13 protein-coding genes are annotated in these 16,620 nt (G+C 62.9%); 11 read left to right on the forward strand and 2 right to left on the reverse strand.

Annotated elements, in window-relative coordinates; genetic code table 11:
• Nucleotides 1–13: 13 nt before the first annotated feature.
• The 3 genes from ACE3PP_RS04850 (at nt 14) to ACE3PP_RS04860 (ending at nt 5,110) form a co-directional block, all read left to right on the forward strand.
• Entirely contained in the window at nt 14–3,106 is a 3,093-nt protein-coding gene (locus ACE3PP_RS04850; protein ID WP_374378521.1) for an efflux RND transporter permease subunit, read from the forward strand.
• A 111-nt stretch (nt 3,107–3,217) separates the two neighbouring features.
• Nucleotides 3,218–3,583: a hypothetical protein gene (locus ACE3PP_RS04855; protein ID WP_374378524.1), complete on the forward strand. Its 366-nt coding sequence runs from the start codon at nt 3,218–3,220 to the stop codon at nt 3,581–3,583.
• A gap of 66 nt (nt 3,584–3,649) precedes the next feature.
• Complete coding sequence (locus tag ACE3PP_RS04860) at nt 3,650–5,110, forward strand: multicopper oxidase family protein (RefSeq protein ID WP_374378527.1); 1,461 nt, start codon at nt 3,650–3,652, stop codon at nt 5,108–5,110.
• Here ACE3PP_RS04860 and ACE3PP_RS04865 read toward each other — a convergent pair.
• Nucleotides 5,101–5,517, reverse strand: coding sequence for a methylglyoxal synthase (locus ACE3PP_RS04865; protein ID WP_374378530.1), 417 nt, complete (start codon nt 5,515–5,517; stop codon nt 5,101–5,103). The two genes, ACE3PP_RS04860 and ACE3PP_RS04865, sit on opposite strands and share 10 nt — an antisense overlap.
• A 161-nt stretch (nt 5,518–5,678) precedes the next feature.
• Between ACE3PP_RS04865 and tauD the strand changes: the two genes are divergently transcribed.
• Together tauD and ACE3PP_RS04875 are read left to right on the forward strand one after the other, a co-directional pair.
• Nucleotides 5,679–6,533, forward strand: coding sequence for a taurine dioxygenase (gene tauD / locus ACE3PP_RS04870; protein WP_374378533.1), 855 nt, complete (start codon nt 5,679–5,681; stop codon nt 6,531–6,533).
• Between the two features lie 24 nt (nt 6,534–6,557).
• Nucleotides 6,558–7,958 (forward strand): FAD/NAD(P)-binding protein, encoded by a 1,401-nt coding sequence (locus ACE3PP_RS04875; protein ID WP_374378536.1) that lies wholly within the window; start codon nt 6,558–6,560, stop codon nt 7,956–7,958.
• A 77-nt stretch (nt 7,959–8,035) separates the two neighbouring features.
• On the opposite strand, the gene ACE3PP_RS04880 is transcribed toward ACE3PP_RS04875, so the two are convergent.
• Nucleotides 8,036–9,058 (reverse strand): sulfate ABC transporter substrate-binding protein, encoded by a 1,023-nt coding sequence (locus ACE3PP_RS04880; protein WP_374378539.1) that lies wholly within the window; start codon nt 9,056–9,058, stop codon nt 8,036–8,038.
• A 202-nt stretch (nt 9,059–9,260) separates the two neighbouring features.
• Between ACE3PP_RS04880 and murJ the strand changes: the two genes are divergently transcribed.
• From murJ to ACE3PP_RS04910, 6 genes are all read left to right on the forward strand, one after another.
• Complete coding sequence (murJ, locus tag ACE3PP_RS04885; protein WP_374378542.1) at nt 9,261–10,853, forward strand: murein biosynthesis integral membrane protein MurJ; 1,593 nt, start codon at nt 9,261–9,263, stop codon at nt 10,851–10,853.
• A gap of 72 nt (nt 10,854–10,925) precedes the next feature.
• The gene (locus tag ACE3PP_RS04890; protein WP_374378545.1) at nt 10,926–11,720 is read left to right on the forward strand and encodes a DeoR/GlpR family DNA-binding transcription regulator; all 795 of its coding nucleotides are present in this window, start codon (nt 10,926–10,928) and stop codon (nt 11,718–11,720) included.
• 276 nt (nt 11,721–11,996) lie between these two features.
• Nucleotides 11,997–13,535 (forward strand): glycerol-3-phosphate dehydrogenase, encoded by a 1,539-nt coding sequence (gene glpD / locus ACE3PP_RS04895; protein WP_374378548.1) that lies wholly within the window; start codon nt 11,997–11,999, stop codon nt 13,533–13,535.
• Nucleotides 13,536–13,539: 4 nt separating this feature from the next.
• Nucleotides 13,540–14,622: an ABC transporter ATP-binding protein gene (locus ACE3PP_RS04900; RefSeq protein WP_374378551.1), complete on the forward strand. Its 1,083-nt coding sequence runs from the start codon at nt 13,540–13,542 to the stop codon at nt 14,620–14,622.
• Nucleotides 14,623–14,634: 12 nt separating this feature from the next.
• A complete protein-coding gene (locus ACE3PP_RS04905) occupies nt 14,635–15,711 on the forward strand; it encodes an ABC transporter ATP-binding protein (protein WP_374378553.1) in 1,077 nt (358 codons plus the stop codon).
• 5 nt (nt 15,712–15,716) lie between these two features.
• The gene (locus ACE3PP_RS04910; protein WP_374378556.1) at nt 15,717–16,619 is read left to right on the forward strand and encodes a carbohydrate ABC transporter permease; all 903 of its coding nucleotides are present in this window, start codon (nt 15,717–15,719) and stop codon (nt 16,617–16,619) included.
• Nucleotide 16,620: the final 1 nt, after the last annotated feature.

Consider the following 16,620-nt stretch of genomic DNA (forward strand, 5'->3'; position numbering starts at 1 on the left):
GGATAGCGGCAACATGTTCGATATCTTCATCAAACGGCCGGTCCTTGCGACCGTCATCAGCCTCCTCATCCTGCTCCTCGGCCTGCAGTCGATCTTCTCGCTGCAGATCCGGCAGTATCCGGAACTCTTCAACACCACGATCTCGGTGACGACGACCTTCCCGGGCGCCGACGCCGATCTGATGCAGGGCTTCATTACCGATCCGATCCAGAAGGCGGTCGCGACCGCGGACGGCATCGACTATCTGACCTCGCGCTCATACGCCGGCACCAGCGTGGTGACGGTGCATGTGCGCCTTAACGAGGATCCGGATGCGGCGATGACGGCAGTGACCGCCAAGGTCAACCAGACGCGCTCGTTTCTGCCGCGCGGCATCAACGATCCGGTCATCGTGAAATCGACCGGCGACCAGTTCGCCTCGATGTATCTCGCCTTTTCCAGCGACCGGATGAGTCCGGGCCAGATCACCGACTATGTCAGCCGCGTGATCCAGCCGAAGCTCTCGACCGTGCCCGGCGTCGCTGATCCGGAACTGCTCGGCGGGCAGAAGTTCGCCATGCGCATCTGGCTCGATCCGGTGAAGATGGCGCAGTACGATATCTCGGCGCCGCAGGTGCAGGCGGCCATCGAGGCCAACAACTATCTGGCCGCCGCCGGCAGCGCCAAGGGTTATTTCGATGTCGTCGGCACGACGGCGCGGACAGACCTGCGGGACGAGGAACAATTCCGCCAGCTTGTGGTCCGCAATGAAGGCGCCCAGTTGGTGCGTCTTTCCGACATCGCCACCATCCAGCTCGGCCCGGAAAGCACCGATACCTCGGTCTTCGTCAACGGCGACAAGGCGGTGTTCATCGGCATCAATACGACGCCGGATGCGAACCCGCTCACCGTCGTTGCCGATGTCCGCAACATGATCCCGTCGCTCGAGGAAAACCTGCCGGCGGGCATGAAGCTGCAGGTCGCCTACGATTCCACCATCTTCATTCGGGCCTCGATCGAGGAGGTGATGAAGACGATCGGCGAAGCGGCTCTCATCGTCATGGTCGTCATCTTCCTGTTCATGGGCTCGGTACGATCGGTGCTGATCCCGCTTGTCACCATGCCGCTGTCGCTGGTGGGCGTGTGCCTGTTCCTGCTGATCCTCGGCTTCTCGATCAATCTGCTCACATTGCTGGCGATGGTGCTCGCCATCGGTCTCGTGGTCGATGACGCCATCGTCGTGGTCGAGAACGTGCACCGGCACATCGAGGAGGGGCTGTCGCCATTCCAGGCGGCCCTGGTGGGGACGCGCGAAATCGCCGTGCCGGTCATTTCGATGACCATCACGCTGGCCGCCGTCTATGCACCGATCGCCTTCATGACCGGCCTCACGGGCGCGCTCTTCAAGGAGTTCGCGCTGACCTTGGCCGGCGCGGTCATCGTCTCCGGGATCATCGCCCTGACGCTGTCGCCGATGATGTGCTCGAAATTGTTGAAGCATGATCCGGACAAGCGCGGCCTGTCGCACCGCATCGACGTCACTTTCGACGCGATCCGGCGCTTCTATCTGCGCCTTCTTCACGCGTCCTTGCGGGACCGTGCCGCCACCATCGTGTTTGCGGTCATCGTCTCCGGCGTGCTGTTCATGCTGTTCCAGGTCATCCAGCGCGAATTGGCGCCGACCGAGGATCAGGGCGCCGGCTTCATGGCCTATTCAGGCCCGACCGACGCCAATCTCGATTACATGGACCGCTATGCCGATGCGATGAAGCAGGGCGTGCAACAGATCCCCGAGATCAACGGCTTCTTCACGATCAACGGCACCGACGGCACCAATCAGGGCTTCGGCGTTGCCGTGCTGAAGACCTGGGCGGAACGTGCGCGCGGCCAGGCCGAGATCCTGCAGCAGCTCACGGGGCTCCTCAGTGGCATCTCCGGCCTCAACACGGCGGTCTTCCCCGTGCCCTCGCTGCCGGGCGCCGACGGCGTGCCGATCCAGTTCGTCATCAACACCACGGCGGATTACCGCACGCTCAACGATGTGGTCGGGCGCTTCATGGACCGTTTGAAGCAGAGCGGCATGGTGATCTTCTATTCGGATGTCGATCTGAAGTTCGAGAAGCCGCAGACGATCGTCGAGATCGACCGCGACAAGGCTGCCGCCTATGGCATCACCATGGCCGAGATCGCGCAGACCTTGGCCACCATGACCGGCGGGAACTATGTCAACCTGATGAATCTCTACAACAAGAGCTATCAGGTCATTCCGCAGGTGGCGCGCGTCGATCGCCTGGATCCCGCCAAGCTCGGCGAATTCTATGTGAAGACGGCCAGCGGCAAGACGGTGCCGCTCGGCAGTCTGGTGACGCTGCGCCAGGAGGTGCAGCCCATCGCCCTCAACCAGTTCAACCAGCAGAACGCGGTCACCATCCAGGCCGTGATGATGGCGACACTGGGCGATGCGCTGGCCAAAATGGACGAGATCGCCAAGGAAGTGCTGCCGGAAGGCTTCACGGTGGATTATGCCGGCCAGTCGCGCCAGTACATCCAGGAAGGCAGTGCTTTCTATTTCACCCTGGCCTTCGCCATCGCCATCATCTACCTGGTGCTGGCGGCGCAGTTCGAAAGCCTGCGCGATCCGATCGTCATCATGATCTCGGTGCCGCTCTCGGTCTGCGGCGCGCTCATTCCGCTGGCGCTCGGCTTCTCCACCATGAACATCTATAGCCAGGTGGGGTTGGTGACGCTGGTGGGTCTCATCACCAAGCACGGCATCCTGATCTGCGAAGTGGCCAAGGAGCAGCAGGAGAAGTTCGGCCTCTCCAAGCTCGAAGCGGTCGAAGCAGCGGCGGGCCTGCGGTTGCGGCCGGTACTGATGACGACGGCCGCCATGGTCGCCGGCCTCATCCCGCTGATGTTCGCGAGCGGCGCCGGTGCGGCGAGCCGCATGTCGATCGCCATCGTGATCGTGTCGGGGATGAGCGTCGGCACGCTGTTCACGCTCTTCGTGCTGCCGGTCTTCTATACCTTCCTTGCGTCCAACCATGCGAAGAAGAAGCCGGGTGAAAGCGACGATCATGCGGCACCGCATGGTGGTCCGGTCTATCCGGCGACGATCGAAGGCTGACGGGTTTCGGCCGCTATGGCCGGACATTTGGAAAACGGCCGGGGTGCCTTGCCCCGGCCGTTTTTCGTTCTATATTCGGCGGTGTGGATTGCCCATCTGCCGGGATGACCCTTGCGCAAGCTTCTTGTCACATTTCTGTCCTTCTGCCTGATGGCCGGATTGCTGGCCGCGACCAGCTTGCCGGCGGCGGCAATGGCGTCGCCTGGACATAAGATGGATCAGGCGATGGCCAGCGCGCCTGTAGACTGCCCGCAGCACGGGGCAAATCAAAAGGCGCCGGCTGGGACGCCCCACAAGCAGGGCAATCTCTCCTGCTGCATCACCGGCCAATGTCCGATGCTGGGGCAAGGATTGCTGCCCGCGATCATGCTGGTGGCTGATCTGCCGCAACGCCCGAAACTGTTGCCTGCCGCCGAGCAGGATATCGGTGGGATCGATTCCGGGCCGGGCTTCAGGCCACCCCGCATCCACCTCTGACAAGTTTTGTTTGAGCCGGCCGTTTACCCGCGTGTCGGCACCGATCGACTTTCGACAGAGGTTATCATGATTGCCCTCGATTTCTCTCGCCGCGGCTTCCTGGCCGCCGGCACCGCGCTTGCCGCCACTTCCCTGATGCCGCGCCAGGGTCGCGCTGCCTCGCCCCTGCAACTCGCCATCACGCGCCGATCGCTTGAGGTGAACGGCAGGGCCGCCGACATGTTCGGCATCCAGCAGCCCGATGGCACGCACGGGCTGACACTGGCACCCGATGCCCGCTTCCAACTCGACCTCACCAACAAGGCCGGCGAGGAAGCCATCATCCATTGGCACGGCATGACGCCGCCTTACCTGCAGGACGGTGTTGCCGACAAGGATCGCCCGCCGATCGCCGACGGGGCCACGGTCGCCTATGATTTCGCGCCCCGAACGGGGACGCACTGGATGCATTCGCATCACGGCCTTCAGGAACAGAAGCTGATGGCGGCCCCCCTCATCGTGCACACCGCCGAGGATCTGAAGGCCGATGCGCAGGAGGTGGTCGTCCTGCTGCACGATTTCACTTTCCGCGATCCCGCCGAGATCCTCGCCGAACTCGGCGCCGGGGCCATGTCCCATGCGGGTCACGACATGTCGGGAATGAACATGTCTGGGATGGATATGAGCGGCATGGACATGAGCGGCATGAACATGTCTGGTCACGATATGTCGGGCATGGCGATGGACCTCAATGACGTCAATTACGACGCCTATCTCGCCAATGACCGCACGTTGCGCGATCCGCTGGTGGTGCGCACGGAACGAGCCGGCCGTGTGCGCCTGCGCCTCATCAACGGGGCGACCAGCACGGCCTTCCATATCGACCTTGGCGCGCTCACGGGTGAGGTCATCGCCGTCGATGGCAATGCGATCAAGCCGGTCGGCGGTCGCCGCTTCCCGATGACGATGGGGCAGCGCCTGGACATCGTGATCGACCTGCCGAAGGAAGGTGGCGCCTTCCCCATCCTCGCCGAGCGCGAAGGAGGGGCGGAGCGTACCGGCATCATCCTGGCAACACCCGGTGCCGAAGTGGCCAAGGTGGCGGAGATGGGTGAAAAGCCCGCTGGGCCGGTGACGATCGATTTCGAGCGTCAATTGCAGGCAGCGTCACCGTTGCCCGAGCGCAAGGCGGCACGATCGTTGCGCGCCATTCTTACCGGCTCCATGTCGCCCTATGTCTGGTCGATCAACAACGAGACCTTCGGCCAGCATCATCCGCTGGAGGTCGCCGAGAGCGAGCGGGTCGTCATCGAGATGGTCAACCAGAGCATGATGGCGCATCCGATGCACCTGCACGGCCATCATTTCCAGGTCGTGGCCGTGGATGGCCCCGCCTTTTCCGGGGCCGTGCGCGACACCGTGCTGGTGCCGATCGGCGGGTCGGTCAGCATCGCCTTCGATGCCGACAATCGCGGTCGCTGGCCGTTCCACTGCCACAACCTGCTGCACATGGCGACCGGCATGATGACGGAAGTCGCCTATCTCTGACGCGACGGCCGCCGGTTTCCTGCCATGCCACGGATCAGGAGATCGGCGGTCGCTTCGTTGCAGGCGAAGGGAATGTCGTAAAGGATGCTGAGACGGATCAGCGCCTTGACGTCGACATCGTGAGGGAGCGCCGTCATCGGGTCGATGAAGAAGATGAGGGCCTCCACCTTGCGTTCGGCGATCATGGCGCCGATCTGCTGATCGCCGCCCAAGGGGCCGCTCTTCAGCCGCTTGATCTTGAGGCTGGGGCAGGCGGCGCTGACGATGCCGCCGGTCGTCCCGGTCGCAAAGAGCCGATAGCGGCCGAGGTGTTTTTCGTGGGCCACCGCCCAATCGCGCATCCGTTCCTTCATCTGGTCGTGGGCGACGATGGCGAGCGTCGGACGCGATGCTCTGGCATTAGCCATTTGAAATTCCTTATGAATCTGGCGGGGTAACAAGAAAAACTTGTGCTTGGCCCAAGAAACGCTTGTTTGTCTACCAATCTGATAGAGATTTACTCTTCCTGCCAACGGCAAGCAGCTCGTTTCCACGAGCGGGTTTGGAACATTGTGGCAGGAGGGACCCCTTGAGCAACCGCACGATCGCCGACCTTATCAAGATCGAACCGCTCGGCCCCGCCATCGGTGCGCGGGTGGATGGGATTGACCTCGGCAAACCCCTCGACGCCGCCAGCCGCGCGCGCCTCGGCGACGCGCTCATCGCGCACAAGGTCCTCTTCTTCGAGAACCAGCAGATCACGTCGCAGCAGCAGCGCAATTTCGCCGCTGCCTTCGGCAAGCTGCATATCCATCCGATCTATCCCCAGGTCGAAGATGTGCCCGAGATCATCGTCATCGATACGGGCACCGAGAATCTGCCCGACAATGACAATTGGCACACCGACGTCACCTTCATCGAGACGCCGCCTTTGGGTGCCGTGCTCTATGCCAAGCACTTGCCGCCGAATGGTGGCGATACACTGTGGGTCGACAATGAGGCGGCCTTCAATGCCCTGTCGCCGGCCTTCCGCGCGTTTCTCGAACGGTTGACGGCGACGCATGATTTCACCAAATCCTTCCCGGCCGAGCGCTATGCGCGCACACCTGCCGAGGAGAAGCAGTGGCTGGCGGCCAAGGCGAAAAACAAGCCGGTCAAACATCCTGTCATCCGCACGCATCCGGTCAGCGGCGCCAAGGCCCTCTTCGTCAACGAGGGCTTCACCACACATATCAACGAGCTTTCGCCGAAGGAAAGCCGGGCGGTGCTCGATCTCCTCTTCACACATATCGGCAAGCCGGATTTCCAGGTGCGCCACCGCTGGAAAGTGAACGATGTCGCCATGTGGGACAATCGCTCGACCCAGCATTATGCCGTCGCCGACTACCTGCCGCATCGGCGCATCATGCACCGGGCGACGATCCTGGGCGATCGGCCCTTCTGACAACAATCTACTCGGGGCCCTATCATGGCGCTGGTCGGCGATCGCAACGGTCGGCGCATTGCCATCGTGGGTGCGGGGTTCAGCGGTTCGCTGCTGGCCCTCCATCTGCTGAAGGCTTGCCGCCCCGAAGACCGAATCTATCTGGTCGAGCGCAATCACAATTTCGGTCGCGGCCTCGCTTACGCGACCGGCAATCCCAATCATCTGCTCAACGTCCGCGCCAGCAACATGAGCGCCTATCCGGACGATCCGGATCATTTCGTCCGCTGGCTCGCCGACCTGCCGGCGGACCAGCGCACCGGCATTGTGGGTGGGGGCATTGTGGGTGGGGACATCGTAGGCGAGGCTGGCCCGTCGACCTTCGTGCCGCGCCGCATCTATGGCAACTACATCCAGGACCTGCTCGGCAACAAGATCTGGCGCGAGGGCCAGGGGCACAATCTCTTCCTCGTCACCGACGAGGCCGCTTCGCTGCATCGCGACCAAGGCGGTCTGGTGCTGGAACTGGCTGTCGGTCGCCGCTATCCGGTCGACCATGTCGTCCTTGCCGTCGGCAACTTTCCGCCGACCCAATCTGCACCGGGTTATTTCGGCGATCCTTGGAATGATGCCTGCCTTTCAGATCTCGATGCCGATGCGCCGGTGCTGATCCTGGGCACGGGCCTCACCTTCATCGACACCGTGCTGTCGCTGCTTGATCGTGGGCATCGGGGCAAGATCCACGCTCTATCGCGGCGCGGCCTACTGCCACGGGTCCATGCACCCGTGCCGGTGCCCTGGCGCTATGCGGAAAATCCGCTGGGTGGCAACCTCGTCGCATTGCTGCGGCAGGTACGCCGGGCGGCACGGGCAGCCGAAGCGTCCGGCGCCGGCTGGCGCGCCGCCATCGACGGCCTGCGCCCACATACCCAGCGCTTGTGGCAGGAGATGCCGCTGGGCGAACGCGCGCGCTTCCTGCGCCACCTGCGACCCTGGTGGGATGTTCATCGTCACCGCGCCGCGCCGCAGGTCATGGCGCGTATCGAGGCTGCACTGGCAAGCGGCCAGGTCGAGCTCATCAAGGGGCGCCTTGGCGAGACGACGCGCCTTGATGACCGGTCGATTGTCGGCATCAACCTGCGCGGCGACAGCGGCACGCGCGAATTGGTGGTCGATCGCATCATCGACTGCTCAGGCCCCCGCTCGGACGCCACGCAGCTCGATCAGAAACTCATCCGCCAGCTGCTGGCGACGGGTCAGGTACGGCCCGATCCCTTGCGTCTCGGCATCGATGTCGATCCGGCCGGCAATGTCATCGATGCATACGGTCACGTGACGCCGGATCTCCATGCGATCGGGCCCATCACCAAGGGCACCTTCTGGGAGATCATCGCCGTGCCCGATCTCCGCATCGCCTGCGCCAATCTCGCGGCAAAGCTCCTCTGATCAACGAGTTCAAGTAACGCAAACGAAAACGGGGCCATTTCTGGCCCCGTTTCCTTTGTCGTTCTCTCAACCGATGATCAATTGGCCGGCTGATAGATCTGGTCGAAGGTCCCGCCGTCGCCGAAATGCTCGGGCTGTGCCTTCTTCCAGCCGCCGAACACATCGTCGATGGTGATCAGATTGACCTTGGGGAAGTCCTTCTCATGCTCGGCAGCGACTTTGGGGTCGGTCGGGCGGTAGAAATTCTTCGCGGCGATCTCCTGGCCTTCCGGCGTATAGAGATAGTTGAGATAGGCTTCCGCCACTTTGCGCGTGCCCTTCTTGTCGACCACCTTGTCGACGACGGCGACCGGCGGTTCGGCGAGAATGCTGATGCTGGGGACGACGATGTCGAACTGGTCGGGGCCGAGTTCCTTCACGGCGAGGAAGGCTTCGTTCTCCCAGGCCAGCAGCACGTCGCCGATGCCGCGCTGGACGAAAGTCGTGGTCGAGCCGCGCGCGCCCGAATCCAGCACCGGCACATGCTGATAGAGCTGCTGCACGAAGGCCTTCGCCGTCTCGGGCGAACCGCCCGGCTGCTTCAGCGCCCAGCCCCAGGCCGCCAGATAGTTCCAGCGCGCACCGCCCGACGTCTTCGGGTTCGGCGTGATAACTTCGACGCCGTCCTTGGTCAGATCGCCCCAATCCTGGATGCCCTTCGGGTTGCCCTTGCGGACGAGGAACACGATGGTCGAGGTATAGGGGGCCGAATTGTGCGGCAGGCGGGCCTGCCAATCTGCCGGCAGCAGTTTCGCCTTGGCCGCGATCTCGTCGATGTCATAGGCGAGGGCGAGGGTGACGACGTCCGCTTCGAGCCCGTCGATCACGGCGCGGGCCTGCTTCCCCGAGCCGCCATGCGACGCCTCGACGCTGATATCTTCGCCGGTCTCCTTCTTCCAATGCGCGGCGAAGGCGGTGTTGAACTCCTTATAGAGTTCGCGTGTCGGGTCGTATGAAACGTTGAGCAGCTGCGTCTCGGCCTGGGCGAGGCCCGGCAGCGCGGTTGCAAAGAGTGCCGCCAGGACGGTGGCGATCGACAGAGAGCGTCTTGAAATCAACATGTTAAGCCTCCTTGAAGAGCGCGCGGTTGGCGCGCCGGTTCCCACCACCCCAAGCGGGCATCTGGTGAAAGAAACCTAAATCTCTATCGGTATAGTAGACAAACGAGCTTCCCTTGAAAAGGCCACAAGTTTTTCTTATGCCGGCCCCGGTGCCAGTGCAGGGTGAAATCGAAAGGCAGCTTGCCGGACCTATGCTAAACAATTGGCACGGCAGGCGATTCTGTCGGCGGCCAGCGAGAGTTCCGACCACCCCATGTTTTCCTTGCGCTCCTTCGCCACCGTCGGCGGCATGACCCTCCTCAGCCGAATCCTGGGCTTCGTGCGCGAAGTCCTGATCGCGCAGATCTTCGGCACCGGCCCTATCGCCGACGCCTTCATCGTCGCCATGCGCCTGCCCAATCTGTTGCGCCAGGTCTTTGCCGAGGGCGCCTTCTCGGCGGCCTTCGTGCCCGTCTTCACGCGGCACCTCACCGAACGCGGCATGTCGGGTGCCCGCATCTTCGCCGAACAGGTGATGGCGCTGCTCCTCGTGGCGCTCCTCATCGTGCTGGTGGCGGCCGAACTGGCGATGCCCTGGCTCATCCACATTTTCGCACCGGGCTTCGACGCCGATCCGACGAAGTTCCAGGCGGCGGTGCTCTTCACCAGCATCACCTTTCCCTACATCGTCTTCATGTCGCTCTGCGCGCTGCAGGGCGGCATGCTGAACGGCCTCCACAAATTTGCCGAGAATGCGGTGGCGCCGGTCATCCTCAACGCCATCCTCATCGCCACCATGTGGTTCATCAAGGGCGACGATCTTTTCGTCGGCGAGGCGCTGGCCTGGTCGGTGACTTTGTCGGGCCTGGTTCAGTTCCTGTGGCTCGCCAATGCCTGCCGCCGCGCGGGTCTCAGCCTGCGTCTGCCGCTGCCGCGCTTTACCCCCGATGCCGTGCAGCTTTTCAAACTGATGGTACCCGGCCTTTTCGGTGCCAGCGTGGTGCAGATCAATCTTGCCGTTTCAACCATTCTGGCCTCGCTCCATGCCGGTTCGGTCTCATTCATCTATTACGCGGACCGGCTCTATCAGCTGCCGCTGGCGCTCATCGGCTCGGCGATCGGTGTGGTGCTGCTGCCGGCGCTGACGCGGGCGCTCCGCAGCAACGATCCCAAAGCCGCGATGCACATGCAGAACCGTGCGCTCGAGTTGGGCCTTGTGCTGTCGCTGCCATCGACCGTCGGCTTGATCGTCGCGGCCCTGCCCATCGTCACCACCGTCTATCATCGCGGCGCCTTCACCTATGACGATGCCGAGGCCGTTTCGCTCGCCCTCATGATCATGTCGGCCGGCCTCCCGGCCTATGTCGCCAACAAGGCGCTGACCGCCGCCTTCCTCGCCCGCGAGGATACGACGACGCCCTTCCGCCAGGCCGCCATCTCGGTTGCCGTCAATATCGCGATCAGTTTCTCGCTGACCTTGCCCTTCGGCTATATCGGCGTTGCCGTCGGTGCGATGGTATCGGCCTGGGTCAATGCGATCCTGCTGGCGACGATCCTCTATCGCCGCGGCTATCTGCAGCTCGACCAGCGCATCAAGCGCACCTTGCCGCGACTCTTCCTCTGCTGCCTGGTCTTAGGGGGCGCCACCTGGGGCGCCGTCCTCTATCTGTGGCCGGGGCAGGGTGCCGCGACCCAGGTACAGGCCCTGTCCCTCATCGCCATCATCGCGGTAGGCGCGATCGTCTTTGCGGGCAGTGTCCTTGCCTTCCGTATCGTGAGCTTTGCCGAGCTGCGTTCGCTGCGCCGCAAAAGCTAATCTGGTTGTAGAGGGGGCGCGGGCGTGAGTAATCTCTCACCCACCGACTTCATTCCTGGACGCCCTAGCCCCATGTTCACCCCGACGCCGCGACAGAACGAGATACTGGCCATCGCCCGTTTGAACGGTCGCGTCGCGGTCGAGGAATTGGCCGGTCGTTTCGACGTCACCCCGCAGACCATCCGCAAGGATCTCAACGACCTCTGTGGCCAGCGCCTGCTGACGCGCACGCATGGCGGTGCCATCCTGGCCTCTGGCGTCGAGAACGTCGCCTATGAGGCGCGCCGGCACCTGGCCGACAATGAAAAGCGCCGCATCGGCGAACACGCCGCTTCGCTCATTTCCAACGGCTCCTCGCTCTTCATCAATATCGGCACGACGACCGAGGAAGTGGCCCGGGCCTTGAGTGGCCACGAAGGGCTCCTCGTCATCACCAACAATATCCATGTGGCCGGCATCCTGCTGCCCTCGCCACGGATCGATGTGATCGTGGCGGGCGGCATGCTGCGCCGGGCCGATGGCGGCATCGTCGGCGAGCAGGCGGTCGATTTCATCTCGCAGTTCAAGGTCGATTATGCCGTGATCGGTGTTTCCGCGATCGACGATGACGGCTCGCTGCTCGATTTCGACTATCGCGAAGTCCGTGTGGCGCAGGCGATCATCGCCAATGCGCGCAATGTCATCCTGGTCGCTGATTCGATGAAGTTCACGCGCACGGCACCCGTGCGCATCGGCCATCTGTCCGAGATCAACATGTTCGTCACCGATCGCCCGCCGCCCGAGCAGATCGATGAAATCTGCCGCCACAGTGGTACCGTGGTTGCGGTGGCCCCTGGCGCGCCGTTTGAAGAAACCGAACCAAGCTAGGGCGTTAGGTCCTTTCGCATCTGCGAAAAGCGCAAATTCGTCCCTTCATATCTGGCGTTTGAACCGCGTTTGCTGTCGCAAACGAATGGTAAGAGCACGCACGTTTTCCCTTGTCTTTCGTTTGGTTTCGTTTCACCATCCCTGCGAAAGTTAACGAAACTGGTTCCGCGTAACGACGCCACCGGCTTTGGGTACAAGCATTGCTGGTGAGCCAAAGCCTGTCTTCCCGAAGGAAGGCAGGGTCGGTGCGGGAGCAGTCGGGAGGAAGACGCGCTCATGGCCAATCCGGCCGGTATTTTCGATCTTGCCGTCATCGGGGGCGGCATCAATGGCTGCGGCATCGCGCGCGACGCGGTGGGGCGCGGCCTTAAAGTCCTGCTTGCCGAACAGAACGATCTGGCCAGCGGTACCTCGTCCGCCTCGACCAAGCTTATCCACGGCGGTCTGCGCTATCTCGAACATTATGAATTCCGCCTGGTGCGCGAAGCGTTGATCGAGCGCGAAGTGCTGTTGAACGCGGCACCCCATATCATCTGGCCGCTCAGATTCATCCTGCCGCACCATAAGGGCCTCCGGCCCCGCTGGTTCATCCGCATCGGCCTTTTCCTTTACGACAATCTCGGCGGCCGCAAGCTTCTGCCCGGCACGCGCAGCCTGGATCTTCGCCACGATGCGGCGGGCGCGCCGCTGAAGCCCGGTTTCACCCATGCCTTCGAATATTCGGATTGCTGGGTCGAGGATGCGCGCCTGGTGGCGCTCAACGCACGCGATGCCGCCGAACGCGGCGCCGACATTCACGTGCGCACGCGCTGCACCTCGGCGCGCCGTGTGGGCGATCTGTGGGAGCTGCGCTTTGAAGATGCCGCGGGACGGGTCACGGAAGCCAAGGCCCGCGCCCTGGTCAATGCGGCCGGGCCCTGGGTTTCAAGCTTCCTCGGCGGTGCCGTCGGCATGAACGCGCCGGACAAGATCCGCACCGTGAAGGGCAGCCACATCGTGGTCGAGAAGCTGTTCGACCATGACCGCGCCTACATCTTCCAGAACGCGGACGGCCGCATCTGCTTTGCGATCCCCTATGAACAGGACTTCACCCTCATCGGCACCACCGACGCCGACTATCAGGGCGAACCCGGCAAGGTCGCGATCTCGGAGGAAGAGACGGACTATCTTCTCGCCGCCGCCAACGAATATTTCCAGGCGGCTGTCACCCGCGCCAACATCCGCTGGACCTATGCCGGCATCCGGCCGCTTTATGACGACGGCGCCAGCAAGGCCCAGGATGCGACCCGCGACTATGTGCTGAAACTCGACCAGAAGAGCGGCGAGGCGCCGCTGCTGTCCGTCTTTGGCGGCAAGATCACCACCTATCGGCGTCTCGCCGAGGCGGCGCTGGAGAAATTGCAGCCCTTCTTCCCGGCGATGACGGCACCCTGGACGGCCCAGGCGACGCTGCCGGGCGGCGACTTCCCGGTCAACGCCTTCGCCGCACAAGTGGGCGCGCTGGCGCAGAAATATCCGTTCCTTGAACTCAAGGAAGCACGTCGGCTGGTGCGGGCCTATGGCACGCGCGCCGAACAGATCCTCGGGAATGCCCGGAATCTTGTCGATCTCGGCCGTCGTTTCGGTCCCAGCTTGACCGAGGCCGAGGTTAACTATCTGATCGAACAGGAATGGGCGCGCAGTGCCGAGGATATCGCCTGGCGCCGTTCCAAATTGGGCCTGCATATGACAGCGAGCGATATCGACGCGCTGCAGACCTATATGGCGGGACGCAACGGGGCGTCCGCAACGGCAGCGGCATTAACAGGCAGGTGAATTCGTGGCGGTCGAACTAGACAATGTTGGCCTGACGGTGCGCGGCGCGGTGCATATCCACCCGACGACGCTGCGCCTTGAACGCGGCACCATCAATGTGCTGCTGGGCGCGACGCTTTCGGGCAAGACGACCTTGATGCGCCTGCTGGCCGGGCTCGACTCGCCGAGCAGCGGCCGCGTGCTCTATGACGGTCGCGACATGACCCATGTGCCGGTCAGGAAGCGCAATGTCGCGATGGTTTATCAGCAGTTCATCAACTACCCCGCCTTGAGCGTCTATGAAAACATCGCCTCGCCGTTGCGGGTGCAAGGTGTCGCGAAGGCCGAGATCGAAGCGAAGGTGGCACGCGCCGCCGCTCTGCTGCGGCTTGAGCCCTATCTGCAAAGAACGCCGCTCGAACTGTCCGGCGGCCAGCAGCAGCGCACGGCGATTGCCCGCGCGCTGGTCAAGGGGGCGGACCTCGTCCTCCTCGACGAACCGCTCGCCAATCTTGACTACAAGCTGCGCGAGGAACTCCGCGCGGAACTCCCGCGCATCTTCAGCGAGTCTGGCGCGGTCTTCGTCTATGCGACGACCGAACCGTCGGAGGCCCTGCTGCTGGGCGGCAACACGGCAACGCTCTATCAAGGCCATGTGACGCAATATGGCCGCACGGTCGATGTCTATCGCCATCCCAGGGACCGGATCACGGCCGAGGTCTTCTCCGACCCGCCGATGAACTTCGTCGACCTGCAGCTTGACGGCACTTATGCGCATCTCCCTAACGGACAGAACATCCCGCAGGTGGGGACGCTGAAGGGGCTCGCCAACGGCTCTTATGTCGTGGGCTTCCGCCCCAATCACGTGGCCATCAACAACAACCGCCCCGGCTTGGTGCCGGTCGCGGCGATCACGGCGGTCAGCGAAATCACCGGCTCCGAGAGCTTCATCCATGTCGATGTCAGCGGCTTCCGCTGGATCGCGCTTGAGGCCGGCGTCTACGAACTCAACCCGGGAACCGAACTCACCATCTATCTCGATCCCGCGCGCTTCTTCGTCTTCGACGGCGCCGGCCGGCTCGTGCGCGCGCCGCAATCGGAAGGGTGAGGGAGGCGCGACATGGCAAAAATCGAACTCAAGAACCTCGCTCATTCCTACAAGCCCAATCCGAAGGACCGCTCGGATTATGCGCTGAAGGAACTCAACATGACCTGGGAGCAGGGCGGTGCCTATGCGCTTCTGGGGCCGTCTGGCTGCGGCAAGACCACGCTGCTCAACATCGTTTCAGGCCTGGTGAAACCGAGCCAGGGCCAGATCTTCTTCGACGGCCAGGACGTCACCAACCTGCCGACCGAGAAGCTCAATATCGCCCAGGTCTTCCAGTTCCCGGTCATCTACGACACCATGACCGTCTATCAGAATCTCGCTTTCCCGCTGAAGAACCGCCATGTCCCGGCCGACGCCATCGACGCGCGCGTCAAGGAAGTGGCGAAAATGCTGGATCTCGAGCGGGACCTCAATCGCAAGGCACGCGGCCTCACCGCCGACATGAAGCAGAAGATCTCGCTGGGTCGGGGCCTCGTACGCGCCGATGTCGGCGCCATCCTGTTCGATGAGCCGCTCACCGTTATCGATCCGCATATGAAATGGCAGCTGCGCGCGCAGTTGAAGCGCGTGCACGAACAATCGAACGTGACGATGGTCTATGTGACGCACGACCAGACCGAGGCGCTCACCATCGCCGACAAGGTCATCGTCATGTATGAAGGCGAAGTGGTGCAGATCGGCACGCCGCAGGAGCTGTTCGAGCGGCCTGCGCATACGTTCGTCGGCTATTTCATCGGCTCGCCCGGCATGAACGTTATTGCAGCCAGCGTCAACGGCAACGTGGCGCAAGTGGGGCAGCACCAAATCGAACTCGGCCGCGCAGTGACGGCGCCGGCTGGCGCCAAGAAGATCGAACTCGGCATCCGGCCGGAATTTGTCAGCCTCAGCGACAACGGCGCCGGCATCCCGGTCAAGGTGAAGCGGGTCGAGGATACCGGCCGTTTCCAGATCGCCCGCGTCGAGCTCGACGGCGTGCCGCTCGCCGTCATCATGCCCGAGGATGCGCGCATCGACGGCGACGTGGCGCGCCTCAGCGTCGATCTCAGGCATCTGCACGTCTATGCCGACGGCCATCTGGTGGAAGGGTAACGGGGATGGACAAGCCAATCGACAATCGCGCCTGGTTCCTGGCCCTGCCGGTGGTGCTCATCGTCGCCTTCAATGCGATCGTGCCCCTGATGACGGTGGTCAACTATTCGGTCCAGGACACGTTCGGCAACAACGAGTTCTTCTGGAACGGCATCGGCTGGTTCCAGGAATTGCTGGATCCGACGACCGACCTTGGCGGCCGCTTCTTCGACTCCCTCGGCCGCAATGCGCTCTTTTCGGCGATCATCCTGGCGATCGAGGTGCCGCTCGGCGTGCTCGTTGGTCTCTGCATGCCCAAGAAGGGGCCGGGCGTCGCCTTCACGCTCGTCATCATGGCGCTGCCGCTGCTGGTTCCCTGGAACGTGGTCGGCACCATCTGGCAGATCTTCGCCCGCGAGGATATCGGTCTCTTGGGGTGGGTCGTCAATCATCTCGGCATCGAATACAATTACACGCTGGGGCCACTTGCCGCCTGGATCACCATCGTCACGATGGATGTCTGGCACTGGACCTCGCTCATCGCGCTTCTGTCCTATGCGGGCCTGCGCTCGATCCCCGATGCCTATTATCAGGCGGCGAAGATCGATGGTGCGTCGCGTCTTGCCGTTTTCACGACGATCGAACTGCCGAAGCTCCGCCGCGTGCTCCTCATCGGCGTGCTGCTGCGCTTCATGGACAGCTTCATGATCTATACCGAGCCCTTCGTCGTCACCGGCGGCGGTCCCGGCAACTCGACCACCATCCTGTCGATCGATCTGGTGAAGCTTGCCTTGGGTCAGTTCGACCTCGGCTCCGCTGCCGCCATGTCGATCGTCTACAACCTCATCATCCTCGCTGCCTGCTGGGTCTTCTACACCGTGATGACCAATGTCGATGCAGACCGCGAAGCTGCTCCCAAGGAGGCGTGAC

Origin of the sequence: Dongia sp. (genome assembly GCF_041910485.1) — a bacterium.
Classification (GTDB): domain Bacteria; phylum Pseudomonadota; class Alphaproteobacteria; order Dongiales; family Dongiaceae; genus Dongia.